Below are 25,180 nucleotides of genomic sequence, written 5' to 3' on the forward strand. Positions count from 1 at the left end.
GACATAACGATGTTGCTGGGCTGGCTTTCATGATATTCGTCATATAAAGTTGCTGCAATGGTTGTATAGGCATCTGCAGAAGTCTCGCGGATCCCATGGCTTTAGCTCAAGTCAAATAATTCCCCGGTGGACCGGCCCCATGAAACGTAACGATCTGCGCAGTATCGATCTGAATCTGCTGGTGGTGTTCGAAGCGCTTATTCAGGAGCGCAACCTTACCCGCGCCGCTGAAAAATTATCCCTTGGTCAGCCAGCGGTTAGCGCAGCGCTGGTGCGTTTGCGCAGGCTGTTCAACGATCCTCTGTTCGAGCGCATCGGTCATCGAATGGTGCCCACCGCACGTGCATTGCGTGCTGCACAGACGCTCGGGCCGGCGTTGGATTGCGTGTGTAGTGCGATCACCGACACCAGGGTTTAACCGGGCTGATCCCTTTTTTTGCCATTAAACATGATAGCTATCATTATTGATGATAGCCAACTTCACTCCCTTCGATTCGTCGAGACCTCGCGCGAGGCCGAGAATCCGGAAAAATTCATAAATCGTCTGGCGGACACACCCCATGGAACAGTCACTCAAACCTTTGCGTTATCCCCTGGCCGCGTTGGCGCTGGTGGCGCTTGCCGCGTGTGAACGCACGCCCAGTGCCGCGCAGGCTCCGGGGGCGCCGCACGTCACCGTCGCCAAGGTGCTTGAGCAGCCCATTACCGAATGGGATGAAGTCACCGCTCGCCTGGAAGCACCGGAAACCGTAGAGGTTCGTCCACGGGTTTCGGGCCAGATCGAACGCGTTGCCTTTACCGACGGCGCGCTGGTGAAGAAGGGCGATTTGCTGTTCCAGATTGATCCACGTCCGTTCGAACATGAAGTGCATCGCATCGAGGCGCAGCTGCAACAGGCACGCGCCACGCTGGTTCGTACCGGCAACGAAGCGCAGCGCGGCCAACGGTTGTTGAGCAGTAACGCGATCTCCGCCGAACTGGCCGACACCCGCACCACCACCGCGCAAGAAGCCAAGGCGGGCGTCGATGCCATTCAGGCGCAGCTGGATCTGGCGCGTTTGAACCTCAGCTTCACCCGTGTCACCGCACCGATAAGCGGCCGTGTCAGCCGGGCGGAAATCACCGCCGGCAACATCGTGACCGCCGACACCACAGCGCTGACCAGTGTGGTCTCCACCGACAAGGTCTACGCCTATTTCGATGCGGACGAACGAATGTTCCTCAAGTACAGCCTGCTTTCCCGTCAGGGCCAGCGCGGTCAGGCCACCCCGGTGTACATGGGCTTGTCGAACGAGGAGGGCAACAGCCACCTCGGGCAGATGAACTTTGTCGACAACCAGGTCAATCCGAAAACCGGCACGATCCGAGGTCGCGCGGTGTTTGATAACGCGGACGGTCAGTACACCCCCGGCCTGTATGCCCGGTTGAAACTGGTGGGCAGCGCCGCCTATCCCGGCCTGCTGATCAAAGATGAAGCGGTGGGCACCGACCTCGGCAAGAAATTCGTGCTGGTGGTCGATCAGGACAACAAAGCCGTCTATCGCAGCGTCGATCTGGGGCCGAAGCTTGAAGGCTTGCGCATCGTGCGCAGTGGCTTGCAGAAAGAAGATCGTATCGTCATCAACGGCCTGCAGCGCGTGCGGCCCGGCGCAGTGATCGATCCTCAGGATGCCCCGATGGCCAGCCCGGAAACGGTCGCCACACTGGCCCGCCAGCGTCAGGCAGTCGATGCCTCCAATCAACCGGCTTCAGCTAAATCGCCTGCGCTGGTGAAAGCTGAATCTGCCGCTGCACCTCGCGGATAAGGAGCACTGACATGAAGTTCTCCCAGTTCTTTATCACGCGGCCGATTTTTGCCGCCGTGCTGTCGCTGCTGATCCTGATCGCCGGCGCCATCTCGCTGTTCCAGTTGTCGATCAGCGAATATCCGGAAGTGGTGCCACCCACCGTGGTGGTCCACGCCAACTACCCGGGTGCCAACCCCAAGGTCATTGGCGAAACGGTTGCCGCGCCACTTGAGCAAGCCATCACCGGCGTCGAGAACATGCTGTACATGTCCTCGCAATCCACGGCTGATGGCCGGCTCACCCTCACCGTGACATTCGCCTTGGGCACCGACCTGGACAACGCCCAGGTGCAGGTGCAGAACCGTGTGACCCGCACCGAACCGAAGCTGCCCGAGGAAGTGACACGCATCGGTATCACCGTAGACAAAGCCTCACCCGAGCTGACATTACTCGTGCATCTGGTGTCGCCGGACAAGCGTTACGACATGCTCTACCTGTCGAACTACGCGATCCTCAACGTCAAGGATGAGCTGGCGCGCCTGGACGGCATCGGCGATGTGAAGATGTTCGGTATCGGCGATTACTCGCTGCGTATCTGGCTCGATCCGGATAAAACCGCGTCACGCAATCTGACCGCCACCGATGTGGTCAATGCGGTGCGCGAACAGAACCGTCAGGTCGCTGCCGGGCAACTGGGTTCGCCTCCTGCGCCGAATGCCACGAGCTTTCAGATGTCGATCAACTCGCAGGGGCGGTTGGTCAGCGAAGAAGAGTTTGAAAACGTGATCATCCGCAGCGGCCCGAATGGCGAAATCACGCGCTTGAAGGACATTGCCCGGATCGAACTGGGTTCCAATCAATACGCCTTGCGCGCTTTGCTCAATAACCAGGAAGCGGTGGCGATGCCGATCTTCCAGCGTCCGGGTTCCAACGCCATCGACATCTCCGACCAGGTGCGAGCGAAGATGGCCGAGCTGAAGAAAAACTTCCCGGAAGGCATGGATTTCGAGATCGTCTACGACCCGACCATCTTCGTCCGCAGTTCGATTGAAGCGGTGGTGCACACGCTGTTCGAAGCACTGATCCTCGTGGTGCTGGTGGTGATTCTGTTCCTGCAAACCTGGCGCGCCTCGATCATTCCGCTGGTGGCCGTGCCGGTGTCGCTGATCGGTACGTTTGCCGTGATGCACTTGCTCGGCTTCTCGCTCAATGCGCTGTCGTTGTTCGGTTTGGTGCTGGCCATCGGCATCGTGGTCGACGATGCGATTGTGGTGGTGGAGAACGTCGAACGAAACATCGAGTCCGGGCTGGAACCGGTCGAGGCGACCAAGAAAGCCATGGGCGAAGTGACCGGGCCGATCATCGCCACGGCGCTGGTGCTGTGCGCGGTGTTCGTGCCAGCGGCTTTCATCTCGGGCCTGACGGGGCAGTTCTATAAACAATTCGCGTTGACCATTGCCATTTCCACGGTGATCTCGGCGTTCAACTCGCTGACCTTGTCACCGGCGTTGGCCGCGGTATTGCTCAAGGCCCATGGCGCGCCGAAAGACCGTTTCTCCAAAGTGCTGGACCGCTTGCTCGGTGGTTGGCTGTTCAAACCGTTCAACCGTTTCTTCGAAAAGGCCAGCCATGGCTATGTGGTTGCGGTGGCCAAAATCGTTCGCGGCAGCAGTGTGGCGTTGCTGATCTACGCCGGTCTGATCGCCATGACCTACATGGGGTTCAGCACCACGCCGACCGGCTTCGTGCCCACCCAGGATAAAAAGTACCTAGTGACCTTCGCGCAACTGCCGGACGCCGCGAGTCTCGACCGCACGGAATCGGTGATCCGGCGCATGAGCACCATCGCCATGAACGAGCCGGGCTTCGATAGCGCCGTGGCTTTTCCGGGCCTGTCGATCAACGGTTTCACCAACAGCCCAAACGCCGGCATCGCCTTTATCGGCTTGCGCCCATTCGATGAGCGCAAGGATCCCGGCTTGTCCGCCGGGGCGATTTCCGCCTCGCTGAACGCCAAGTTTGGCGGTATTCAGGATGCCTACATCGCGGTGTTCCCGCCGCCACCGGTTCAAGGGTTGGGCACCATCGGCGGGTTCCGCCTGCAGATCGAAGACCGGGGCAACCTGGGCTACGACGAACTGTACAAAGAGACCATGAACATCATCGGCAAGAGTCGCAGTGTTCCGGAACTGGCCAACCTGTTCACTAGTTACACCGTCAACGTGCCGCAGGTCGAAGCCGCCATTGACCGGGAAAAAGCCAAGACTCACGGCGTGAAGATCAACGATATCTTCGACACCTTGCAGGTATACCTGGGCTCGCTGTATGCCAACGACTTCAACCGTTTTGGCCGGACCTATCAGGTCAATGTGCAGGCCGAGCAACAGTTCCGCCAGGAGCCTGAACAGATCGGCCAGTTGAAGGTGCGCAATGATCGCGGCGAGATGATCCCGCTGGCCACGTTCGTCAAGGTCAGCCCGACATCAGGCCCTGACCGGGTCTCGCACTACAACGGTTTCCTCACCGCAGAAATCAACGGCAGTGCAGCCCCCGGCTACAGCTCCGGCCAGGCACAGGCCGCCATTGAAAAACTGCTGAAGGCAGAATTGCCCAACGGCATGACGTATGAGTGGACTGACCTGACCTACCAGCAGATCTTGTCGGGCAACACGGCCCTGCTGGTGTTCCCGCTTTGCGTGCTGTTGGCGTTCCTGGTTTTGGCTGCGCTGTATGAAAGCTGGAGCCTGCCATTGGCAGTGATTCTGATCGTGCCGATGACCCTGCTGTCGGCGATTGCCGGAGTGATCATTTCCAAGGGCGACAACAACATCTTCACCCAGATCGGCTTGATCGTGCTGGTCGGCCTGGCCTGCAAGAACGCGATTCTGATCGTCGAGTTCGCCAAGGACAAACAGGACCAGGGCATGTCGCCGTTGGAGGCGGTGCTGGAAGCCTGCCGCATGCGTCTGCGGCCGATTCTGATGACGTCCTTCGCCTTCATCATGGGTGTGATTCCATTGGTGACATCCACTGGTGCCGGCTCGGAGATGCGTCGCGCGATGGGTGTCGCGGTGTTCTCCGGAATGCTCGGTGTGACCTTCTTCGGGTTGCTGCTGACGCCAGTGTTCTTCGTTCTGATACGTCGCTACATCGAGCGCAAAAACGCGCGCAACGTCACCAAGCCTCATCAGGCAAACGCACTCAATCAGGAGGCACATTCATGAACACCGTGAAGCTTTTTTTACCCAGCCTTCTGGTCGTCGCGCTCGCCGCCTGCACGGTGGACCCCGACTACAAAACGCCCGACACCGCGCCTGCCAACATAGTGTCGGCGCAAGCCGGCCACTACGATCAATCGCGTTTTGAAACGGTGTGGTGGCAGCAGTTTGATGACCCCACGCTGAACCAGTTGGTGAGCAAATCCCTGGAAGGCAACCGCGACTTGCGCGTCGCGTTTGCCCGCTGGAAAGCGGCCCGTGCGATTCGTGACGACATCAGCAACGACAATTTGCCGGTCGTCACTAGCCGCGTCAGCAGTCAGCAGGGCAAGTCGCAAGTACCGGGCCAGACCGACAGCCGAGTCAATATCGAGCGTTACGATCTGGGCCTGGACATGGCGTGGGAAGTCGATCTCTTCGGCCGGATCCAGCGTCAACTGGAATCCAGCAACGCTCAGGAAGATGCTGCGGCGGCAGACCTGTATCAGCTTCGCGTGACGATGATTGCCGAGCTGGTGGATGCCTACGGCCAATTACGCGGCGCGCAGCTGCGGGAAAAAATTGCCTTGGCGAACTTGAAGAATCAGCAGGACTCGCGCACCGTGACGGTCAGCCTGCGCGACGCGGGCGTGGGCAACGAACTCGACGTGGTGCGTGCAGACGCACGTTTGGCGGCTGTCGAAGCGACTGTTCCGCAACTGCAAGCGGAGCAGGTACGGCAGAAAAACCGCATCGCAACACTCTTGGGTGAGCGCCCGGATACATTGAACGTGTCGTTGAACCCCGCCGAGTTGCCCGCTATCGCCAAAGCACTGCCGATCGGTGATCCCTCCGAGTTGTTGCGCCGGCGTCCCGATGTGCTCGCCGCCGAGCGCAGGCTGGCTTCCGCTACGGCAGATATTGGCGTGGCCACCGCAGACCTGTTCCCAAGGGTGAGCTTGAGCGGATTCCTCGGTTTCACCGCCGGCCGTGGTACGCAGATTGGCTCCAGCGTGGCCAGAGCCTGGGGCTTGGGACCGAGCATTACCTGGGCGGCCTTTGACCTGGGCAGCGTACGGGCGCGCATTCGGGGTGCCGACGCCAATGCCGAAGGCGCCTTGGCCACCTATGAACAACAAGTACTGCTGGCGCTGGAAGAGTCGGAAAACGCCTTCAGCGATTACGGCAAACGTCAGCAGCGGTTGCTGTCGTTGATCAAGCAGAGTGAGTCGAGCCGTGCGGCGGCAGACCTGGCGGCTATCCAGTACAAGGAAGGCACGGTGGATTATCTGGTGCTGCTGGATGCACAGCGTGAACGGCTGAACGCCGAGGACGCTCAAGCACTGGGTGAAATTGATGAGTACCGGGGAATAGTCGCGATTTACAAAGCGTTGGGGGGAGGTTGGGACAGCGGTGATGGCAGGGTCGCGAGCATTTATTGATAGACCGATCGAACCCTCTTGGCGGAATCTCTGGCGCTAGATCAGAAGCGATTCAGAGAGCGTGTAGCGTTTGCCTCATCTGATCGTTCGTCATTGCGGTTCCAGCAGCGATTGCTCGCACTTCGCTGCTGGTCTGGACTCCACAGTCAAGGTGTGTCGAGAACTGCGGCACCTTAAGGTAATAGGCCTGCCGAGCGATACGTCTCGATTGTCTTGTCATAAACGCTGATGTCATCACGCCCCCGAGCGATCAGCTGAGCGCCCTCCACAGCCGCATAGATCGCCAGCGCCTGCTGCTGTCGTTCCTCGAGGCTCAACTGTGGCCGGCAAACAGACAACACTTCCGTCAACCAGCGCACATTCAGTTCGGTGAAGCCGTCAACCTCTATCCTCACCTCTGGCGGTAAGTCATCGTATTCGGCGGACATGATCCCGCACAGGCACATGCGATTGTCGTTGACCAGTGCCAGGCGAAATACGTCGGTGTAACCCTTCATCCACACATTCAGGTCTTCGGAATGGGCGCGTAAACCATCAAGGTACTCAAGACCATCCTCGGTGTAACGTTTGGCCAAAGCCGCACCCAAGTCACCCTTGGTAGGGAAGTGGTAGTGAATGCTCGCACTCTTGATGCCGACCTCTTTGGCCAGTTCACGAAAGCTCAAGCCGTTGTAGCCTCGGGTCTGCACCATTTTTCGGGCAACCGCCATGATCGTTTCTCGCGTATCCGTCGTCACAACTTTACCTTTCTATCGATAGATAGACGTTGACAGTGAAAATGTTCTTGTCGTAGCTTATACCTACCGATAGGTAGATAGATAGGTATGGAGCTCGTATGAAGATTTTTGATATTCCCGGTTTTCCTAACCCGCTGCGCATTCGTATTGTTCTGGCCGAAAAAGGCCTGGACTCGCAAATAGAGTTCATCAAGATCGACCTGCCCGCAGCGGAACACAAGCAACCCGCATTCCTGGCGATCAACCCGCTGGGTACCGTCCCAGTGCTGCAATTGGATGATGGCACCAACATTTCCGAATGTACCGCAATCACCGAGTATCTGGACAATCTGGACGGCAACCCGATTCTCACCGGCAAGACGCCGAAGGAAAAGGCCATCATCCACATGATGCAAAAGCGCGCGGAGTCCGAACTGGCGGATCCGGTCGGGTTTTACTTCCACCACGCCACGCCGGGGCTCGGTGCCGCTCTGCAGCCATACAAGAGTCCTGAATGGGAAGGTCGTATCGATTGGGGCAACCGTCAACGCGACAAAGCGGTTGCCGGAATGCACTACTTCGATCAGGTCCTGCGTAGCCAGCCATATATCGCTGGCGAGCATTTTTCCATGGCCGACATCACGGTACTTGCCGGGCTGATTTTCGCCGGTTTCGCCAGTATTGCCATCCCCGATCAGTGCAGCGCGCTCTTGGCATGGCAGACAAACGTGCAGCAACGCCCAAGTGTAAAAAAACCAGCCTGATCTTGCGCCGCCCCGACTGGCAATCAGTCAGGGCGGCCCTTAAACCAACTCGTCTTTTTCAGGTGCCTCTATATGACCGTTTTCAACACCCGATGGGCGTTGCGCCATACCCTGGCCATCGTCGCGCTGACGGCTGCGTGCTCGACACTGACTGTTCAGGCCAGCACCACCCCAGCAGAAAAAAAAGCTGCTCAAAGCTACACCCATCAAACCGCTCCGACCCAGTTCATCGAAGTCGAGGGCGCGCGCCTGGCATACCGTCGCTTTGGCAAACCCAGTGGCGTGCCACTGGTATTTCTCCAGCATTTCGTTGGCAACCTAGACAGCTGGGATCCCAAAGTCATCGACGGTTTTGCCCGTGATCGCGAAATTATCCTCTTCGACAACGCCGGCGTCGCCAGCTCCAGCGGTGAAGTGCCGAACAACATCGAAGGCATGGCCAAATATGCCTCCGGCCTGCTCCAGGCACTGAATGTGAAAAAGGCGGACTTGCTCGGCTTTTCCATGGGCAGTCTGATCGCACAGCAAGTGACGCTCGATCATCCGAACCTCGTGCGTCGCCTGATTCTGGTCGGCTCATCACCTCGCGGTGGAGTTGGTATGGACTCGCTGACGCCGGAATTCCAGGGCTACCTGGCGAAAAAACGTGCCGTACCGGATGAACTGCTGCTGGACGTTTTCTTTACCCAGACCGTAGAAAGCCAGGCCGCCGGACATGAGTTCCTTACCCGTCTGCGCTCACGTAAGGTCAATCGCGATGTCGATGTCGATAGCAAGACTGCACCCGCACAAGCCGCCGCCATCGCTGGCTGGGGAGCGCCGGCCGACAACGCCAACGACTACCTGAAAGGCATCAAGCAACCGACGATGGTAGTCGCCGGCAGCCATGACATTGTCTTCTACACGGTTAATGACGTGACCTTGCAGCAGACTTTGCCCAACGCCCAGTTGGTGATCTACCCGGATTCAAACCATGGCGCGATCTATCAATACCCGGATCTGTTTTTGAAACACGCCACGCTGTTTCTCAATGGGGTGAAGTAATCGAAACATTGCACTGACGATTTGCTCGGCAGCACATGCCGCAACACCGATTAGGCTCCAAGTCAGGCCTGCGTCTACAGATCTGACGAGCGAAGAATCCAGGATCTCAGATTATGAAAGCGATTCAGTTCCGTAGCTTCGGCGGCCCCGAGGTACTCGAGTACGTCGACTTGCCAACGCCCGTACCGGGACCCGGAGAGGTATTGATAGACACCTCTGCGATCGGGGTGAATTTTCCAGATATTCGTGAACGGTTGGGCATGTATAACCGGCCCGAAACACGCGTTGGTGGTGTCACGCTGCCGCATGTCGCCGGACTTCAGGTGGTCGGACGCGTTTCGGAAACAGGGGCGGGCGTTGACCCTGCCGTTGTCGGGCGCAAGGTCATGGCCTTGATGCCCAAAGGCGCATACGCACAACAGGCTATTGCCCGTGCTGACATGCTGGTAATGCTGGGTGAGTCGGCAAACGACGTCGCCATGGCGGGTTTACCTTGTCAGGGAGTGACTGCGTTCCTCGCTCTACGCACATGCGCGCATTTACAGTCAGGTGAAAGCGTTTTGATTCAAGGTGCCGCCGGGGGGGTTGGCAGTCTGGCTGTGCAGATCGCTAAAGCCATGGGCGCACAGACAGTTTTCGGTACGGCCAGCACTGAAAGTCGTCGCGCATTCGTGCGCAGCCTCGGGGCCGACTATGCCATTAGCTACGACACTCCCCAGTGGCCGGAACGGGTGCTTGAACTGACCGAGGGGCGTGGAGTTGATGTGATCCTCGAAACCATCGGCGGCGAGGTGTTCGATCAGAACTTTGAGTGTCTCGCCATGCTGGGGCGTTGTGTGGTGGTGGGCTCCACGCGGGGTCCAGGCGAGGCATTGGCGCCTCGTCGGTTGATGGCCAAAGCGCAAACCTTGGCCGGCGTGTACCTGCCGACGTTCTTCCAGCGCCCAACGTTGATTCGCGAGGCTTTGCAATTCCTCGCTGATGGCGTTTCAGGCGGAGTGATCAGACCAGTCATCGGCGCGACGTTACCCCTGAGCGAAACGGGGCTGGCGCACGCCTTATTGGAGCGAAGGGAAGTGCAAGGCGTCATTGTGCTGGATCCAAACCTCTAAGAGTGGATCACCGATTCCCCTGAATTTTCTTGCGAACTAGGGACGCAGGAGCGTCTGTGGCGTTGATCAGGCGGCCACACACTCATCAGTAAATACGTCCGTCACGAGAGGAGCGCGCTATGCGCCGTCACTGCTTCACTGCAAGTGCAAGATGTTTGACGCTCGGACTGATGCTCGCGTGGGGCGGCCATGCGACGGCAGCCGATACTCACTACCGGTTCATCACGGTCGCTGGCAACAATCTGTTTTATCGGGAGGCCGGCGATCCTCATAAACCAACCATTCTGCTGCTTCATGGTTTTCCTTCGTCTTCGCACATGTTTCGCGACCTGATCCCTGAGCTAGCACCGTATTTTCATGTGCTGGCCCCTGATTACCTCGGTATGGGAAACAGTGCCGTCCCCACCGCAGCACCCTTGGCGCCGCTTACTTTCGACGCGTTAGGTCAATCGATGGAAGAGTTGGTTCGGGAGTTAGGAATTAAAAGCGCGGTGATCTTCATGCAGGACTTTGGCGGCCCTGTCGGAATGCGCCTGGCGACACGTAATCCACAGTGGGTACGCGGACTGGTCATCCAGAACACGCCGATTACGCTGGATGGATGGGAGCCCGCGAGGCTGAAAGCGATTCAGGCAAACGATGGTCCGCAAACGCCTGAGAAACGTTCAGCCGCCCAGGCGCGGGTTGTTCTGGCGACTGACCTGTTTCTTTATCAGCACGGCGCCCGCAATCCCGATGGTCTTAATCCTGACGCGTGGGCAAACGATGCCTTTGCGCTCAGCGATCCTGAGAAACGGCGAGCCATGACGGATCTGCAGCTCGACATCGGGTCAAACCTCGCGTTGTACCCGCAATGGCAAGCTTACTTGCGAAAGGCTCAACCCACCACGTTGGTGGTCTGGGGAGATGGCGACCCGATATTTACGCCGCGAGGCGCAGATTCCATCAAGGAGTTCGTACCCGGGGCTCAGATCCACCATTACAACACCGGGCATTTTGCGCTGGAGGAAGAGCATCGCGACATCGCCCAACGCATTATTCAGGTCTTTGCCGGGCAATGAGGCATCAGGAGATTGGCATGTCGGATAGAGGTAATACCCCAACAGGAGAGACAGCTCGCCGGGCAGATGCCTTCGCCTTCCCCTTATTGGCCATGGTGCTGTTCGCGTTCTTCTTTGCTGCGAGCACACCGTCGCCTCTGTTCGTGGTGTTTCAGCGTCATTGGGGATTTTCCTCCGGGATGCTGACCGTCGCGTTCTCGGTGTACGCCATTGCGCTGTTGGTCGCTCTACTCAGCGCCGGGTCGTTGTCGGACCATATCGGTCGACGTTCGGTGGTTATCGGCGCGCTTGGTTTGCAGACCCTGGCGATGATTTTTTTCGTGTATGCCGGCGATATAAATCAACTTATTGTGGCGCGTTGTTTCCAAGGGCTGGCGACGGGAATTGCCAGTGGTGCATTGTCGGCGGCTATGGTCGAGGCAGCACCTGTCGGCCACAAGAAGGCAGGGGTACTGATCAGCAGCATCGCTCCGTTAGCGGGACTGGCCACAGGATCGTTAATCACAGGATTGTCGATGTACTGGATCGGGCGACCGGAGGTGATGGTATTCGCGGTGCTGGCGTTCATTTTCTCGATTGCCGCGGTGGGGGTGGCGACGGTCCCGGAAACGGCGACTCGGCGTGCCGGTGCTTTGGGATCGTTGAAGCCTCGTATTTCGGTGAGTGCCAGGGCCCAGACTGCTTACGTTCGAAGCATACCGCTGTTGCTCGCCATCTGGGCGCTGTGCGGCCTGTACATGTCACTGGCGCCCTCGATTCTTTATGGAGTATTCAACGTGAACAGCGCCGGACTCAACGGTCTGACAGTTGCTGCGCTGTGCGGTCCCGCAGCCATTGCAGCAGCGGTTTTGGGCCGTCTCCTCACGCTCTCTCTTTGCGCTGCAGTGGGTGCTATAGCCATGGTCGTTGGGCTGGGTGTCCTGATCATGTCTCTGTTGGGAGGAGGGGTCGTAGTATTTTTCATCGGCACGCTAATCGCGGGAGTTGGATCTGGAGCGGGATTCTCGGCGGTTCTGCAAACGCTGGCGCCACTCGCCGAAGAACATGAGCGAGCAGAGCTCTTCGCGGCGATTTTTGTGGCCTGTTATTTGTCGTTGAGCCTGCCTCCGATCATGGCCGGATTCGGAGTCGGAGTTTTTGGCCTGCTAGACACCAGCTGGGTTTATCTCGTCGCGCTGTTACTGGTAGCTCTGACCACCAGCCTGACGCATTGGCGCGTGTATCGTGGTCATCAAATAAGCACGTCAGCTGTCCAGTCATGAGACCCGTAGGAAAGTCAGGAGGGAAGGTAGCTGCCAGGCTATGCCTGACAGAGGCGAATGACAGTCGATTTATGGATTTCGTTTTTAAAGGAACGCCACTGCCGTTGATGATGTCGGCTATGTCTAAAGTGATTCACTTCAAGGCGGGTAAAGAGTTCCGATATCTGTCCGGTATCCCTGCTCGACGCGTGCATCAACAGATCGCCGAATACTCCTCTGTCCCGTCCGCTGAAGGCTTTCCCGGTATCAGAACCCCATGGGGCAATGAATTCAGCCCAATGGATTGAGGACGGCGTTCGTTGTGCGGAGACTTGGCTTGACGGCACATCACTACCGCTATGGTGGGCACTGGCGCAGAACCGAAAGCATCATCGCTCAGGTGATATACAGGAAGCGTTCGAGGCCGGCTTTCTGCTGCGGTTGCAGCAGACGCTAATCATGCGGCATGAAACCGCCACCTCCCAATCAACCAGCTTTTATGCTTGAGGCTGTATTTGACGTTTGACTTATTGCTTTTCCCGCCAAACCCTCCGAACCAGCGATCTTTGATCGCGCCGATCGGAGGGTTCACTCGCTCTTTCTCGAAGCCACCTCGTTCCACCTTCCCTTTCAAATTTTTGATTAGCGCTGTAGCGTCATTTCCCCATCAGTAATTACCCACGATCTCTATCGAGCGCAGCTTCGGTGTCAGTGCGGAGGTTGTCGTGGGCCATGGCTAGAGAATTGGCGACACTGGCGACATCGGCGACAACCCACGTCAGACGTGCCCTGGAGCGTGGCGACAAAAGTGGCGACAGTCGCCACTTCTTGCTCCCTAATGCCCGGAATGCTTGACCGTCTTTTCGAGTGGGTATAAAAATTGGCGCACGGATCGCTGTCGTTGACAGCACCAGCCCAGGTAGCCAGAACCTTTAAGGCTACGCCACTTGTTGGTGGTTTTCCCGAAGTGCGATTAGCGTCCGGCGGCTCGCACGGTCACTCCCCAAGAGTGATGGATGCCTACTCGACTTAATCTGTCCACTGCGGCAGACGATGGACTTACCCTGCTGCGCTGCAGCAACCTCACCCTTCGGCACACTCAGCTGCGCCAATCTGCGCCCGTCTCTTTCTCCTGGAAAGAGACGGGCGCTCGTACCACTGCTGCAAGCCACGTCGTACAGGGCATTGCCGCAACTCTCCTCGTGACAATCGACCTGACAACTCCGATTCGTCGCCATCTGCAACGACACAGGCGCCGGTGCCGCAGCCCATGGAGAGGCTGCACCTGACTGACAGTCAGGCATGCCCTAGGTGTCCAGGTCTTTGCCTTCTCCCACCCAGGATCTGTAGGTGCCGAACTCGTCAGTCGGCACAGCCTCTGCCCGCCCGCATCTTCGGATGCGCTAAGGAGGCCAAGTTCATGGGGTCATGCCCTCGCTCCCGGTCGTAAGGAGCCGTTCGTTCCGCGTCAGTGAACACCTCACAGGTCGCAGGGGCCTTGATCCCTGATAACACTCAACAGCTTTGGCGGGAGTACGTGAGGACAACCAGCAATCACCGAGGAGAGGGCCCATGCAGCAGTTAGATCCGAAGCTTGAACTACCACGATCCCCTCGACCGTTAATCGAGTCGAATCCGGAGGCCGAACCTTATCCGGTTCAGGCGTTGGGGGGCATTCTTGGTCCCGCGGTCGAGCGCATGGCCGAGGTGATCGGCGTGCCTCAAGCACTGGCAGCACAATCGGTCTTGGCTGCCTCAGCGCTGGCCACTCAAGGTCATGCAGGCTTACACCTCGACGGAAGAAATTACCACCTGTCGCTGTACCTGATCACGGTGGCCGCGTCAGGTGATCGCAAGACCGCCGCAGACAGGTTTGCATTGCTGCCAGCACGACAATGGGAGCGTGAACAGTGGCAGCGCTACCGCGAACAGCTCTCCCGGTACCGCGCCGCACAGCGACAGGCGCAGCGTATCAATCCTGCCGACCCCGACTCCGCAAATGACGTGCTGCTCGAAGCGGAGCCCTCTGCACCTCGGCTGATCACCACAGACCCGACTATCGAGGCCTTAATTAAGGGGCTTTGTCATGACTTGCCCAGCATGGGGCTGTTCTGTGATGAGGGCGGACAATTCCTCGGTAGCAGCACCATGAGTCGCGATAACCGTTTGAAAGCGATCACGACCTTGTCGTCACTCTGGGACGGGAGCCCGATTGATCGTGCTCGCTCCATGGTCGGTGAAAGCCTACGAGCCTACGATCGGCGCGTGAGCCTGCACCTGATGCTGCAACCGTACTTGGCCATGCAGTTACTCAGTGATCCGTTGCTGCAAGGGCAAGGCATCCTCGGTCGCTGTCTGATGACCTGGCCCACGAGTCTGGCTGGACAACGCAGCTACCAGGCTGTCGACTTGTCCAAAGACGCCGCACTAAAGCGATATCACCAACGCCTTTCGGCCCTGTTTCATCAGCCTTGGTCACTTTCCGCTGACGGTGCTCTCCAGCTATCACCGTTGAACCTCAGTCCATTGTCCCGTCGTCGCTGGATTGATTTGCATGACGCCATCGAAGCCCAGTTGGGTGAATTTGGGGAGCTGGCCAGCGTGCGGCCTAGCGGATCGAAAGCCGCCGACAACCTGCTGCGCGTCGCTGGCATTTTGGCCGTGGTGGAGGAGAGCAGTGTCGTGGAGGTCGATCATATCCAACGAGCCTCCGCTTTAATCGGCTACTACCTCAACGAGATCCAGCGCCTGACTGAACAGGAACCGGTGTGCCGGGTAAAGGAAGAGGCGGACCGGCTGCTGCGCTGGCTCCAGATCAAAGATTGGAAGCGCTTCAGTATTCGAGAGCTGAATCGCAACGGTCCCCGCTTTGCCCGTAAGAGCAGCCGTCATGCCGCTAAGCTGCTGGTCGAGTTGATTGATCATCAGTGGCTGATCACCGACGGGAATACCTTCGAGGTGCGCCATGTTCAATCTTGATGAGGCGCTGCGCAACCATCTGGCTCAGCGCCAAAAGGAGCCGAAAGCGCGATTTGTCGCCGCGACTGTCGCCACTTTGTCGCCACGCTCAAAGCCAGGCAGGACAAGGGTTGTCGCCGCTGTCGCCGCTGTCGCCACCACCCGTAAAGCTATCACCTCGACGACAGCCATCATCCAATGCTTGAAAGAGGAGGGCGCGCATCTCTATGTCACCGACAACACGCTGTGTTTTCGCCCGACTGATTGGGCTCAGCTCGCCATCGTGAGCGCGCACTGGCGAGCCCTTTTACATGATCTTGCTGCAGTCAATCAGGAGCAGAAAAATGGCTCGGGTCGGTAAGCGAGCTGGGCGCAATTTTGGTTTCGGTCGCCAGCTCAGCTATGCCGGACCGCAAGCCCTGAAAGAACTGTTTGGCGATGGCCATTTTGGTACCGTCAAAGCCCATAGCGATCGCTGGCAGGCCTTCGTGCAATGGTGTCGATCCGAAGAAGGACCGAGGCTCAATGACGCGCGACAGATCGACCGCGAGATCCTCATGCGGTACGCCGCCCACGTGCGCGAGCAGGTTAATCAGGGCAACGTCGGCATCGCCACCGCGCAGAATCGCCTGTCCAGTGTGAACCGAACCATAGCCGCGCTGCGCGGTGATCAGTACGTCAAAATCCCCAGTCCAAGTAAGGCGCTTGGCTTGCAGCGTTCAAGCGTTCGTAGTGAGGCGCCGCAAGGCCAAGACCGTGGGCAGGTCGAGTTGATCGCACAGGCGTTGTCAGAGCTAGGCCAGCAATCGAGGGTGAGTGCCATTGTGCTCCTTGCTCGGGAGACCGGCATGCGCCTGCGCGAAGCGATCTTGGCGGACTTGCTCCGGCTGAAACGTGAGGCTCGGCAACTGGGCAAGATCAATATCCAGGACGGCACCAAAGGCGGTCGATCAGGCGCATCGGCACCGCGTTGGATTGCGGTCACGGATCAAGTTCGTGGCGCCCTGAATAGAGCCAGTGAGGTCTCACCCAGTGGCAGTCGGAATTTGTTGGCGCCCGACGAAAGCTACAAAGACTTCATGCAGACAGTCGTGCGACCGGCGCGGGACCTCCTGCATGAGCAGGGGGTGAAGGGTTTTCATGAGCTGCGGGCGGCTTACGCCTGTGAGCGCTATGAGCAACTGACGGGTTTCCCTGCACCCGTCAATGGCGGTCGTGGTCATCGAGAGGATCAAGAGCTTGACCAGCGTGCACGAGAGCAAATCAGCCACGAGCTGGGACATAACCGCATCGATGTGGTCAGCGCCTACATCGGAGGTCGGCGATGAAGTCCGAGTTTGATATGACGTTGTTTCTGAATCCGGTGCTCAAAGGTGCGCATGCCACGCGGCAGCGGCACATCAGGCAAGCAGAAAGGATGCACGAAGTAATTCGTGAGCAATGGGGGTGTGCCACTCCTTGGGGCTGGCGGGAAAAGCATGTGAGATGGTTTTTTGGTCACTATCTGCGTTGTTCAGCACCAGCGACCGTCTACTACTACGAATTAACAGCAGGGCTGATCCGCCGCAGAAAGGCGCAAGTCGTAATTGTTTGATAGACGCTTTAAGCGTGAGCCCCTGAGTATGGGAATGCGGAGCCTTCCCATACTCAGGGGCTTGGCTGAAGAGGAGCAGGCATACCAGAGATTTAGCGACAGTCGTCACTCCTGTCGCCCTGCTGCACGACACGGATTGTAGCCGGCGTCGCGTATCTTTGGATGCTCAGCGAATGGGTACGACGTTGCGGTCCCTGGTTTGATTGATGGCCGATGCCGACAGGCTGCCGGTGGCCGCCTTCTGGATATGTTCACTCCACCAGGCCATCATCGGACGCCGGCGTTCGATATAATCCGCCCGGTTGTAGGCGCTACGAACTTCGTCCTTGTCGACATGCGCCAGCGCGACCTCGATCAGCTCCGGATCCCAGCCATGCTCATTCAGGATGGTGCTCGCCATCGAGCGCAAGCCGTGGCTGACTAGACGGTCCTGAAAGCCCCTGCGCTTCAACGCCATGTTGGCGGTCTGGCTATTGGCATGGGTGCGGGGGTTTCTATCTGAGGGGAACACGTACTCTCTGTTACCGCTGAGTTGCTTGAGTGTCTCCAGTAACGAAAGTGCCTGATCGGTAAGAGGGATTGTGTGCGGCCGACGCTTTTTCATGCGCTCTGGCGGAATGGTCCAAATGCGCTTGTCGAAGTCGATATCTGACCATCGCGCGGTGGCTGCTTCGGCAGGGCGGGTCATCGTGTGCAGTTGCCATTCGATCAGGCAGCGGGTCGTGCGCTTGATGCTGGCGTTCGCGATTTCCATCATGAGCTCGGGAAGCTCCTCAGGTGGTAGCGCAGCCATGTTCTCTTTCTTGGGTTTCTTGAACACCGCCCGAATTCCATTGAGGGGGTTCGCAAATATTAGCCCGGAGTTGACCCCGTAGGTCATGATCTCGTTGAGTCGTTGGCTCAATCGTTTCACGGTTTCGAGGCTCCCTTTGGCCTCGATTGGGCGAAGGATCTTGATAACCATCGGAGCAGTGATTTGAGAGAGCGGTGTTGTTTTCATACTTGGGAAAACATGAAGCGTCAGCGATCTCCAAATGTCTTCGGCGTAGGCTTTGGTTACGGAGTCTTTCTTCAGCTCGAACCAGGCCGTGGCCACCTTCTCGAAAGTGTGTTCACTCTCAGCAAGTTTGGCTTGCCTTACCTCATCACGCTGGGTTTTGGGATCAATGCCCAAAGCGAGCAACTCACGCGCTTCTGCGGCTTTCTTCCGGGCGTTGGCTAGCGAGAGGTCGGGGTATGGACCAAGCGCCATGTTGATACGACTTCTGGCCAACGGTTCGCGGTAATTGAAATTCCACATCATCGAGCCGCTGGCGCGTACTCGAAGCTGCAAGCCATCGCCGTCGCTGAGGACGAAGTCTTTACCAGTTGCCTTGACTGCCTTGAGCTGGCGATCGGAGAGGCGGGTTGCGTTAGTAGGCATGGGGACTACCTCCAGCACCGTTTTGGTATCCTGAAAATAGCATTTGGTAGTCCGGGATACCACCTGGGATACCAAAGCGCCTGGAACTCAGAAATCCTCCAAAGCCCAAAAAAGCGCTGAACCCCCTGTATTCACTGGATTTCAGACACAAAAAAAGACGTCCGTGGACGTCTTTAGATGATGAAGTGGTGGAGCCGGGGGGATTTGAACCCCCGTCCGCCAGTACTCCGCTGTCGGTACTACATGCGTAGCCGTGTCTATTAAGTTAACCCTCAGCGACCCGACGGGCAGGGTGCTTTGGGCGAGTTGTGTAAGTTTTAGCCGCTTCGTCCACAACGTACTGCACGGCGATTCTGTTCTATATGACAATCATTTCGGGTTTACAGACATCCCCTGATGATTGCTGGACCCGAAGGTACCAGGAGCATTGTCAGCTGCAATTAAGCAGCGAGAGCAACACCGTATTGGTCGTCATTGGCAACTATAAGTAGTTGCAACAGTGGATTTACGACTTCTGTTACCAAGTCGGCATGCACCTAGAGTTTCGCAACCGGCGTCGAATCCTAAACGGCCCCGAACTCATTGCCCGGTGAATCTGATCGGGCAACAAGCGTGCACAGTGTACGTCAATCTGCCGACGAGGCCAACCCGCAGGTTGGCCCGTCAGCATGGATCAGTTGTTGGTGCCGGTGGCTTTGCGCAGTTCTACGATGGTTTGCGAGGTTTCCGCAACGCAGTCGTCGATTTTGCCTTCGGCTTTGAGCGATTGGGCCTTGGTTACGCTGGCTACGGCGCGCTGGCTCAATTCCGGATTCGCCGACAACTGCCCTTTGGCGTTGTTGATCGTCTGGATATTGGCATCGCACAGATCGGCAGGCTTGTCTGCGGCGAACGAAGTGGACGCCATCATCGAGGCAGTAACGAACAGACCTAACAGTACAGAACGCTTCATGTGTATCTCCTTGAACTGAGGGATCCAGGCTTCGCTGACCGCTGCGCGAGCCACCGAATGGAGGAAAAGCCCCGATTTGTCGGGGCCTGTTCTGTGGATTGCCGCTTCGCTCAAGAGTTCTATTTTTCTTCAGACGACTTTTGCCCGTGTCACCCGATCCACCAGATAAACCAGCCCGTGGTAGTCGATTCCACCGTGCTGGGTCAGGCCGATTTCGCACGTGCGGCTGGTGGAAATCCCCTCGCTGCAGTGCTGCACGGCGTCCTTGAGCGTACGCAGTGAATGGCGGTTCAACTCCGGTGTGGTGAAGCCTTTGTCGCCGGCGAACCCGCAGCAATGTATGCCTTCGGGAATCACCACTGTCTTGCTGCACTTTCGCGCCAGATCGATCAGCGCCTGGCTTTCGCCCAAGTGCTGAGTGCTGCAGGTCACGTGCACGGCAATCGGTGCTTCCTGGGGTGTGAAGTCCAGACGATCCAGCAGATGCGTACGGATGAAGCGCACCGGATCGTACAGATCCAGTCGCGTTTCGCCGATGTCCTGAACCAGACGCAACGTACACGGGCTGGTGTCGCAATAGATCGGATCGAGTCCGCCGCGACTCGCATGGAGCAGGGCGCTGATCAGTTCCTGGCGTTTGTGCTCGGCCTGTTCGGCGTAGCCTTTGGAGGCGAACGGCTGACCGCAGCAGAGGTTGTCCTGGTTGTCGGGGAAGACTACCTGGTAACCGGCTTTTTCCAGCAGGCCACGGGTTTTGTCGTACAGCGACATCTGTTCCATGTCGCCCGCCGCCGGGCCCATGACCCGCGAGACGCAAGCCGCCAGATAGACCACGCGCGGGCGCTCATCGGCCACGCTCGGGCTGAAGCGAATGGCTTTTTCCGGTTGTGGCATGGCGTTGGTCCACAGCGGGACCTGGCCTTTGGACAAACGCGTAAGCGTTGCCGACAGCTTCGCCAGACGCGCCGCCCCGAGCATCATTCGCGCGCCGTTGGCCACATGCAGAGTGAAGCGCGCGCCTTGCAGGGTCTTGGCGAAATTTCCTTCGATCCAGTCGGCGGTTTTCTGATGCGTGGCGTGTCGGCCACGGAGCTTTTTCACCAGCTCGCCGGTATTGATGCCTACAGGGCAGCGTTGTGCACACAGGCCCGTCGCGGCGCAGGTGTCGATGCCTTGGTAGTCGAAGGCTTTTTCCAGTTCGGTGGTGTCGACGCCAGCGCGTTTTTTCGCCTGGATATCGCGCCAGATGACGATGCGCTGGCGCGGGCTCAGGGTCAGGCCTTTGGATGGGCAGACCGGTTCGCAAAAGCCGCACTCGATGCACTTATCCACAATCTCGTCCGCCGCCGGCAGTGGTTTCAGGTGCTTGAGATGGATCTGCGGATCTTCGCTAAGCACCACGTCCGGATTGAGAATGCCGTTGGGGTCGAGCAGGCGTTTGAGCTGCCACATCAGTTGGTAGGCGTCGCTGCCCCATTCCAGTTCCACGAACGGTGCCATGTTGCGGCCGGTGCCGTGTTCGGCCTTCAGCGAGCCGCCGAATTCCACTGCGACCAGTTGCGCGACGTCGTCCATGAACGCTTGGTAGCGTGCGATTTCTTCCGGGCTGTTGAAGCCTTGGGTGAAGACGAAGTGCAGATTGCCTTCCAGTGCGTGTCCGAAAAGGATCGCTTCGTCGTAGGCATGTTTGTCGAACAGCTCGATCAGGCGATTGACGCCGATCGCCAGTTGTTCGACCGGGAAGGTCACGTCTTCGATGATCACTGTGGTGCCGGTTTTGCGCACGGCGCCGACGGCAGGGAAGGTGTCCTTGCGAATGGCCCAGAGTCGGGCGTTTTCCACTGGGTCTTCGGTGAAATCGACCTGCTTCTCTACGGGAAAATCGCGCAGCGACGCCATGATTTGCGCCAGTTGTTCCTGCAGTAATGTCGACGAGGCGGCGCGGGATTCGATGAGCAGCGCGCAGGCATTTTCCGACAGCAGCTGTACGAAAGCCGGCATGCCTTTTTTGTCCTGCACCGAGCGCAGACTGCGTCGGTCGAGCAGTTCCACTGCGGATACCGGTTGGCTTTTCAGCACGGTGACGGCGTTGCAGCAAGTTTCGACATCGGGGAACACGATCAGCGCCGAGGCCTTGTTCGGGTGATCGATGACGGTGTCGTAAGTCACCGCGCTGATAAAGCCGAGGGTGCCCTCGGAGCCGACCAGCAGGTGGCTCAAGATATCCACAGGCTCGTCGAAATCCACCAAGGCATTCAGCGACAGACCGGTGGTATTTTTCAGACGGTATTTGTGGCGAATTCTCGCGGCCAGTTCGGCATTGGCGCGGGTCTCGCGTCCCAATGTCGCCAGTCGTTCGAGCAGTTCGCCGTGGCTTGAACGAAATGCCGCGACGCTGACGGGGTCTTCGGTGTCGAGGCGCGTGCCGTCGGCCAGCACCAGACGAATCCCGGCCAGGGTGTGATAGGTATTTTGCGCGGTGCCGCAGCACATGCCGCTGGCGTTGTTGGCGACGATGCCGCCGATTTTGCAGGCGTTGATCGACGCCGGATCCGGGCCAATCTTGCGCCCGAACGGTGCCAGCCAGACGTTGGCTTGCGCGCCGATCACTCCCGGTTGCAGGCGGATTTGCGTGCCCTGGCCACGAATCTCGCGGGCGTTCCAGTTATCCCCAAGCACGATCAGCACGGAATCGCTGATCGCCTGCCCGGACAGGCTGGTGCCGGCGGCGCGGAAGGTCACCGGCACCTTGTCGCGCTGGGCCAGTTGCAGCAGCGCCACCACTTCGTCTTCGGATTCGACGCGGATTACCAGTTTCGGGATCAGTCGATAGAAACTGGCGTCGGTGCCAAAGGCCAGGGTCGACAGCGGATCGTCGAAGCGCCGCTCTGGCGGTATCAGTTGCTCGGCATCACGCAGGAAAGCGGCAGAAAGACTCATTGATCCTCCAGAATCAGCACGACCAGATCTTTCGGGCCATGGGCGCCATAGGCGAGGACCTGTTCAATATCGGCGGTTTTCGACGGGCCGGAGACCAGCAGCGCGTTGGTCGGCATGCCTTGCGCCCATTCGAACTCCTGTTGCACTTGATAGAAGTTGTCGCGGATTTCGCTGGCCTTGAGCAGGGCGAAATGCACCGGTGGTACCAGGCTCATCAAGCGTGGCTCTTCACGGGTTGGCCAGATGATCAGGCTGCCGGTCGCGGCGATCGCACCGAGGGTGCCGGTGAGGCTGGCCGGGGTGTCGTTGAATAGCTCGGCTTTCCATTCTTCCATCGGCCGGTCGTAGGATTTCAGCGCTGGCAGCTCGGGATTATTCGCCCAGTGCTGTGTGATGCGTTGCCCGTGGGTTGTTGTCGGAGCGATCAGCAGGCTCGGCAATTGGCGGTCGCGCAGCAGTTGCGCCAGTAATGCCGGCCACTCGGCGCCCGAGGTCAGGTGGATTTCGGTGTGCACCGCTTCCATCAGTTTGCGCAGTTGCGGGATGCGTTGCTCGGCGCTGTAGGTGTAGGTCTGGGTGACCAGATCGACGTCGAAGGTGTCGGCGATCGGCGTGGTGCCGGTCAGACTTTTCCGCAGCTTGCCGAGGATATTTTGCTTGGCGCTCATCGACGCTCTCCCTGTTTGCCCAGATGCTCGCGGGCCATGTCATGCAACGAACGCGCGGCGGGTTTTGGTGCGCTGTGGTTTTGCGTCCACGGGCCGACGTTGCTGGGTGTCAGCCCGCGCAGGCGCGTGGCGAAAAAAGCAAAGATTCGGTACAGCGTTGGCGAGCTGTTGAGCCTGGCCCAGGCGTTCCAGATAAAACGCTCCTTGCGTGAATATTTGCTGCCCTGACCGCGCATCACCTGATTCGGCGCGTCCGGGGCTTTGACGTTTTCTTCGCGCAGACGGCGCAGGATCGCCGGGATCGGAATTTTCACCGGGCAGACTTCACCGCAGGCGCCGCACAATGAGGACGCGCTCGGGTGGTCCGGAACCTTGGCCAGGCCGACCATGTGTGGGGTGATGATTTTGCCGATCGGCCCCGGGTAGACCTCGCCATAGGTGTGGCCGCCGACGCGGGTGTACACCGGGCAATGATTCATGCAGGCGCCGCAGCGGATGCAGTTCAGGGTCTGGCGCAATTCACTGTCGGCGAAGGCCTGGCTGCGACCATTGTCGAGCAGGACCAGATGCACTTCCTGCGGGCCGTCGAGTTCATGTTCCTTGCGCGGGCCGGAGATCATGTTGACGTAGGTGGTGATCGGAATGCCCAGCGCCGAGCGCGTCAGCAGTGACAGCAGCGGCACCACGTCGCGCAGGTTTTCCACGACTTTTTCGATGCCGGTCACGGCGATGTGCACCGGCGGCACGGTGGTGGTCATGCGGCCGTTGCCTTCGTTTTCCACCAGCAGCAGGGTGCCGGTTTCGGCCACGGCGAAGTTGACGCCGGAGACGCCGATGTCGGCTTCGAAGAATTTCTGCCGCAGGACCCTGCGACCGATCTGAATGAGTTGGTCAACGTCCTTGGTGTATTCCACGCCAAGTTTGTCGTGGAACAAGGACGCGACCTGACCGGCATTCTTGTGGATCGCCGGCATAATGATGTGTGAAGGCTTCTCGTGGTCGAGCTGGACGATGTACTCCCCCATGTCGGACTCCAGACATTCAATGTCCCGAGCCTCGAGGAAATGGTTCATCTCCATCTCTTCGCTGACCATCGATTTGCCCTTGATCACTTGCCGCGCCTCGTGAGCGCGGATGATCGACAGGACGATGCCATTGGCCTCGTCCACCGTTTCCGCCCAGTGCACTGTCACACCGTTGCGGGTCAGGTTCTGTTCCAGTTGCTCGAGCAGGTCGGGCAACTTGGACAGCGCGCGGGCCTTGATCGAATTGCCCAGTGCGCGCAAGTGTTCTCTTTCGTGGGCATCGCTGAAAGCCGCTGCCCGCTTGGTCATCAGTGAATCCATGGCAGTGCGGAAGTTGTTCCGCAACTGCTGATCGCCCAAAGCGTTGTGCGCCCGGGTGCGAAAATCTTCTTCTACGGCGACCGTAGGAATAATCGTCGAGGTGCTCATTGCGCACCTCCGGTTCGCTGCCAGAGAAAGCTCGCCAGATGTTGCCCGCGTAACGCTTCCTGCTGTTTCTCCAGCGCGCCGTTGATGTTCATCAAACAGCCGCAGTCTGCACTCAGTACCTTGTGCGCGCCTGATTCCTTCAGTGCGCGGGTCTTGTCAGCCACCATCGCGCCGGAAATGTCTGGCATACGGACGCTGAATGTCCCACCAAAGCCACAGCATTCACTTTCGTGGTCGTGATTGACCCGTTCCACATTGCTCAACTGCGCCAACAACTCGCGGCCGTGCAGGTGGGTGTTCATTTCGCGGCGTGCCGAACACGACGTGTGCAGCGCGACTTTCACCGGTTCGCCGCTGTCCTTGAGCTGCACCTTGCAGACAAACAGCAGAAATTCGGCCAGTTCATAGGTGCGAGCCGCAAGGGCCTGCACCTGTTTCAACGTCTCCGGCTCGTCCTTGAACAAGTCGGCGTAATGCTCGCGCAGCATGCCGGCGCAGGAACCCGAGGGCACCACCACCGGATAATCCCCGGCAAACAGCGCCAGTTGCGAGCGCGCTACGGTCCGCGCCTGCTCGGTGTAACCCGAGGTGTAGGCCGGTTGGCCGCAGCAACTCTGCCCCTGCGGATACTCGACCCGGATCCCTTCGCGCTCCAGCAGATGGATCGCGTCCATCCCGGCTTCGGGGTAGAACAGGTCGACCACACACGTGCCGAACAGGTAGACCCGCGACGGTTTTTCGCTGGGGTATTGCCGAGGTTCGGGCAGTGGCGGTGCCACGCGGGTCGCGTTCGGCACAGCGTTGTAGAAAAGCTCGCTCATCAGGCG

Annotated in this window: 22 protein-coding genes and 1 other RNA gene; 15 read left to right on the top strand and 8 right to left on the bottom strand. The window is 58.6% G+C overall.

Annotation, left to right across the window (positions count from 1 at the left end; genetic code table 11):
* Window positions 1-139 precede the first annotated feature (139 nt).
* The 4 genes from LIS66_RS03595 to LIS66_RS03610 all read left to right on the top strand — a co-directional run bounded on the left by LIS66_RS03595 (window position 140) and on the right by LIS66_RS03610 (window position 6,426).
* Entirely contained in the window at window positions 140-418 is a 279-nt protein-coding gene (locus tag LIS66_RS03595) for a LysR family transcriptional regulator (RefSeq protein WP_227973647.1), read from the top strand.
* A gap of 142 nt (window positions 419-560) precedes the next feature.
* Window positions 561-1,805, top strand: a complete 1,245-nt coding sequence (mexE, locus tag LIS66_RS03600) for a multidrug efflux RND transporter periplasmic adaptor subunit MexE (RefSeq protein ID WP_227973648.1) — start codon at window positions 561-563, stop codon at window positions 1,803-1,805.
* Window positions 1,806-1,816: 11 nt separating this feature from the next.
* A complete protein-coding gene (locus tag LIS66_RS03605) occupies window positions 1,817-5,011 on the top strand; it encodes an efflux RND transporter permease subunit (RefSeq protein ID WP_227973649.1) in 3,195 nt (1,064 codons plus the stop codon).
* Window positions 5,008-6,426 (top strand): efflux transporter outer membrane subunit, encoded by a 1,419-nt coding sequence (locus LIS66_RS03610; RefSeq protein ID WP_227973650.1) that lies wholly within the window; start codon window positions 5,008-5,010, stop codon window positions 6,424-6,426. The genes LIS66_RS03605 and LIS66_RS03610 overlap by 4 nt, the downstream gene beginning before the upstream one ends.
* A gap of 173 nt (window positions 6,427-6,599) precedes the next feature.
* Here the strand turns inward: LIS66_RS03610 and LIS66_RS03615 are convergent, their stop codons facing one another.
* Window positions 6,600-7,163 (bottom strand): TetR/AcrR family transcriptional regulator, encoded by a 564-nt coding sequence (locus LIS66_RS03615; RefSeq protein ID WP_221398670.1) that lies wholly within the window; start codon window positions 7,161-7,163, stop codon window positions 6,600-6,602.
* Between the two features lie 98 nt (window positions 7,164-7,261).
* On the opposite strand from LIS66_RS03615, the gene LIS66_RS03620 reads away from it, so the two are divergent.
* From LIS66_RS03620 to LIS66_RS03670, 11 genes are all read left to right on the top strand, one after another.
* Window positions 7,262-7,906, top strand: coding sequence for a glutathione S-transferase (locus tag LIS66_RS03620; RefSeq protein WP_222589714.1), 645 nt, complete (start codon window positions 7,262-7,264; stop codon window positions 7,904-7,906).
* A gap of 72 nt (window positions 7,907-7,978) precedes the next feature.
* On the top strand, window positions 7,979-8,950 hold the full coding sequence (locus tag LIS66_RS03625; RefSeq protein ID WP_227973651.1) for an alpha/beta fold hydrolase: 972 nt from the start codon (window positions 7,979-7,981) through the stop codon (window positions 8,948-8,950).
* A gap of 113 nt (window positions 8,951-9,063) precedes the next feature.
* On the top strand, window positions 9,064-10,062 hold the full coding sequence (locus LIS66_RS03630) for a quinone oxidoreductase family protein (protein ID WP_222589716.1): 999 nt from the start codon (window positions 9,064-9,066) through the stop codon (window positions 10,060-10,062).
* Window positions 10,063-10,181: 119 nt separating this feature from the next.
* Window positions 10,182-11,123: an alpha/beta fold hydrolase gene (locus LIS66_RS03635; RefSeq protein ID WP_227973652.1), complete on the top strand. Its 942-nt coding sequence runs from the start codon at window positions 10,182-10,184 to the stop codon at window positions 11,121-11,123.
* A 17-nt stretch (window positions 11,124-11,140) separates the two neighbouring features.
* Window positions 11,141-12,385: an MFS transporter gene (locus LIS66_RS03640; RefSeq protein WP_227973653.1), complete on the top strand. Its 1,245-nt coding sequence runs from the start codon at window positions 11,141-11,143 to the stop codon at window positions 12,383-12,385.
* Window positions 12,386-12,456: 71 nt separating this feature from the next.
* Entirely contained in the window at window positions 12,457-12,672 is a 216-nt protein-coding gene (locus LIS66_RS03645) for a hypothetical protein (RefSeq protein WP_227973654.1), read from the top strand.
* Window positions 12,650-12,871: a LasR-specific antiactivator QslA gene (locus LIS66_RS03650; protein WP_227973655.1), complete on the top strand. Its 222-nt coding sequence runs from the start codon at window positions 12,650-12,652 to the stop codon at window positions 12,869-12,871. Before LIS66_RS03645 ends, LIS66_RS03650 begins: the two co-directional genes overlap by 23 nt.
* 1,065 nt (window positions 12,872-13,936) lie before the next feature.
* Window positions 13,937-15,343 carry a YfjI family protein gene (locus LIS66_RS03655; protein ID WP_227973656.1) on the top strand — a complete coding sequence of 469 codons (1,407 nt, stop codon included), beginning with the start codon at window positions 13,937-13,939 and terminating at the stop codon, window positions 15,341-15,343.
* Complete coding sequence (locus tag LIS66_RS03660; RefSeq protein ID WP_227973657.1) at window positions 15,330-15,683, top strand: hypothetical protein; 354 nt, start codon at window positions 15,330-15,332, stop codon at window positions 15,681-15,683. The genes LIS66_RS03655 and LIS66_RS03660 overlap by 14 nt, the downstream gene beginning before the upstream one ends.
* Window positions 15,667-16,650 (top strand): integrase domain-containing protein, encoded by a 984-nt coding sequence (locus LIS66_RS03665; protein ID WP_227973658.1) that lies wholly within the window; start codon window positions 15,667-15,669, stop codon window positions 16,648-16,650. Before LIS66_RS03660 ends, LIS66_RS03665 begins: the two co-directional genes overlap by 17 nt.
* Complete coding sequence (locus LIS66_RS03670) at window positions 16,647-16,916, top strand: hypothetical protein (RefSeq protein ID WP_227973659.1); 270 nt, start codon at window positions 16,647-16,649, stop codon at window positions 16,914-16,916. The genes LIS66_RS03665 and LIS66_RS03670 overlap by 4 nt, the downstream gene beginning before the upstream one ends.
* Before the next feature lie 166 nt (window positions 16,917-17,082).
* On the opposite strand, the gene LIS66_RS03675 is transcribed toward LIS66_RS03670, so the two are convergent.
* The 7 genes from LIS66_RS03675 to LIS66_RS03705 form a co-directional block, all read right to left on the bottom strand.
* Window positions 17,083-18,339, bottom strand: a complete 1,257-nt coding sequence (locus LIS66_RS03675; protein ID WP_227973660.1) for an integrase domain-containing protein — start codon at window positions 18,337-18,339, stop codon at window positions 17,083-17,085.
* Window positions 18,340-18,525: 186 nt separating this feature from the next.
* Window positions 18,526-18,914: a transfer-messenger RNA gene (gene ssrA, locus LIS66_RS03680) on the bottom strand.
* Window positions 18,915-19,012: 98 nt separating this feature from the next.
* A complete protein-coding gene (locus LIS66_RS03685; protein ID WP_042608847.1) occupies window positions 19,013-19,291 on the bottom strand; it encodes a hypothetical protein in 279 nt (92 codons plus the stop codon).
* Window positions 19,292-19,420: 129 nt separating this feature from the next.
* Window positions 19,421-22,231 carry an FAD-binding and (Fe-S)-binding domain-containing protein gene (locus LIS66_RS03690; protein WP_227973661.1) on the bottom strand — a complete coding sequence of 937 codons (2,811 nt, stop codon included), beginning with the start codon at window positions 22,229-22,231 and terminating at the stop codon, window positions 19,421-19,423.
* Complete coding sequence (locus LIS66_RS03695; protein WP_227973662.1) at window positions 22,228-22,899, bottom strand: LutC/YkgG family protein; 672 nt, start codon at window positions 22,897-22,899, stop codon at window positions 22,228-22,230. Before LIS66_RS03695 ends, LIS66_RS03690 begins: the two co-directional genes overlap by 4 nt.
* The gene (locus tag LIS66_RS03700) at window positions 22,896-24,353 is read right to left on the bottom strand and encodes a LutB/LldF family L-lactate oxidation iron-sulfur protein (protein ID WP_227973663.1); all 1,458 of its coding nucleotides are present in this window, start codon (window positions 24,351-24,353) and stop codon (window positions 22,896-22,898) included. The genes LIS66_RS03695 and LIS66_RS03700 overlap by 4 nt, the downstream gene beginning before the upstream one ends.
* Complete coding sequence (locus tag LIS66_RS03705) at window positions 24,350-25,174, bottom strand: (Fe-S)-binding protein (RefSeq protein WP_041477925.1); 825 nt, start codon at window positions 25,172-25,174, stop codon at window positions 24,350-24,352. Before LIS66_RS03705 ends, LIS66_RS03700 begins: the two co-directional genes overlap by 4 nt.
* Between the last annotated feature and the right edge of the window lie 6 nt (window positions 25,175-25,180).

Origin of the sequence: Pseudomonas sp. HN2 (genome assembly GCF_020736465.1) — a bacterium.
Classification (GTDB): domain Bacteria; phylum Pseudomonadota; class Gammaproteobacteria; order Pseudomonadales; family Pseudomonadaceae; genus Aquipseudomonas; species Aquipseudomonas moraviensis_A.

Bases quoted from the DNA above. Each gene is read 5' to 3' on its own strand.
- LIS66_RS03595 (WP_227973647.1), top strand. From the start codon at position 140: ATGAAACGTAACGATCTGCGCAGTATCGATCTGAATCTGCTGGTGGTG.
- LIS66_RS03670 (WP_227973659.1), top strand. From the start codon at position 16,647: ATGAAGTCCGAGTTTGATATGACGTTGTTTCTGAATCCGGTGCTCAAA.
- LIS66_RS03625 (WP_227973651.1), top strand. From the start codon at position 7,979: ATGACCGTTTTCAACACCCGATGGGCGTTGCGCCATACCCTGGCCATC.
- LIS66_RS03705 (WP_041477925.1), bottom strand. From the start codon at position 25,174: ATGAGCGAGCTTTTCTACAACGCTGTGCCGAACGCGACCCGCGTGGCA.
- LIS66_RS03645 (WP_227973654.1), top strand. From the start codon at position 12,457: ATGGATTTCGTTTTTAAAGGAACGCCACTGCCGTTGATGATGTCGGCT.
- LIS66_RS03630 (WP_222589716.1), top strand. From the start codon at position 9,064: ATGAAAGCGATTCAGTTCCGTAGCTTCGGCGGCCCCGAGGTACTCGAG.
- LIS66_RS03650 (WP_227973655.1), top strand. From the start codon at position 12,650: ATGAATTCAGCCCAATGGATTGAGGACGGCGTTCGTTGTGCGGAGACT.
- LIS66_RS03660 (WP_227973657.1), top strand. From the start codon at position 15,330: ATGTTCAATCTTGATGAGGCGCTGCGCAACCATCTGGCTCAGCGCCAA.
- LIS66_RS03620 (WP_222589714.1), top strand. From the start codon at position 7,262: ATGAAGATTTTTGATATTCCCGGTTTTCCTAACCCGCTGCGCATTCGT.
- mexE (WP_227973648.1), top strand. From the start codon at position 561: ATGGAACAGTCACTCAAACCTTTGCGTTATCCCCTGGCCGCGTTGGCG.
- LIS66_RS03640 (WP_227973653.1), top strand. From the start codon at position 11,141: ATGTCGGATAGAGGTAATACCCCAACAGGAGAGACAGCTCGCCGGGCA.
- LIS66_RS03610 (WP_227973650.1), top strand. From the start codon at position 5,008: ATGAACACCGTGAAGCTTTTTTTACCCAGCCTTCTGGTCGTCGCGCTC.
- LIS66_RS03690 (WP_227973661.1), bottom strand. From the start codon at position 22,231: ATGAGTCTTTCTGCCGCTTTCCTGCGTGATGCCGAGCAACTGATACCG.
- LIS66_RS03665 (WP_227973658.1), top strand. From the start codon at position 15,667: ATGGCTCGGGTCGGTAAGCGAGCTGGGCGCAATTTTGGTTTCGGTCGC.
- LIS66_RS03695 (WP_227973662.1), bottom strand. From the start codon at position 22,899: ATGAGCGCCAAGCAAAATATCCTCGGCAAGCTGCGGAAAAGTCTGACC.
- LIS66_RS03635 (WP_227973652.1), top strand. From the start codon at position 10,182: ATGCGCCGTCACTGCTTCACTGCAAGTGCAAGATGTTTGACGCTCGGA.
- LIS66_RS03655 (WP_227973656.1), top strand. From the start codon at position 13,937: ATGCAGCAGTTAGATCCGAAGCTTGAACTACCACGATCCCCTCGACCG.
- LIS66_RS03605 (WP_227973649.1), top strand. From the start codon at position 1,817: ATGAAGTTCTCCCAGTTCTTTATCACGCGGCCGATTTTTGCCGCCGTG.
- LIS66_RS03685 (WP_042608847.1), bottom strand. From the start codon at position 19,291: ATGAAGCGTTCTGTACTGTTAGGTCTGTTCGTTACTGCCTCGATGATG.
- LIS66_RS03700 (WP_227973663.1), bottom strand. From the start codon at position 24,353: ATGAGCACCTCGACGATTATTCCTACGGTCGCCGTAGAAGAAGATTTT.
- LIS66_RS03675 (WP_227973660.1), bottom strand. From the start codon at position 18,339: ATGCCTACTAACGCAACCCGCCTCTCCGATCGCCAGCTCAAGGCAGTC.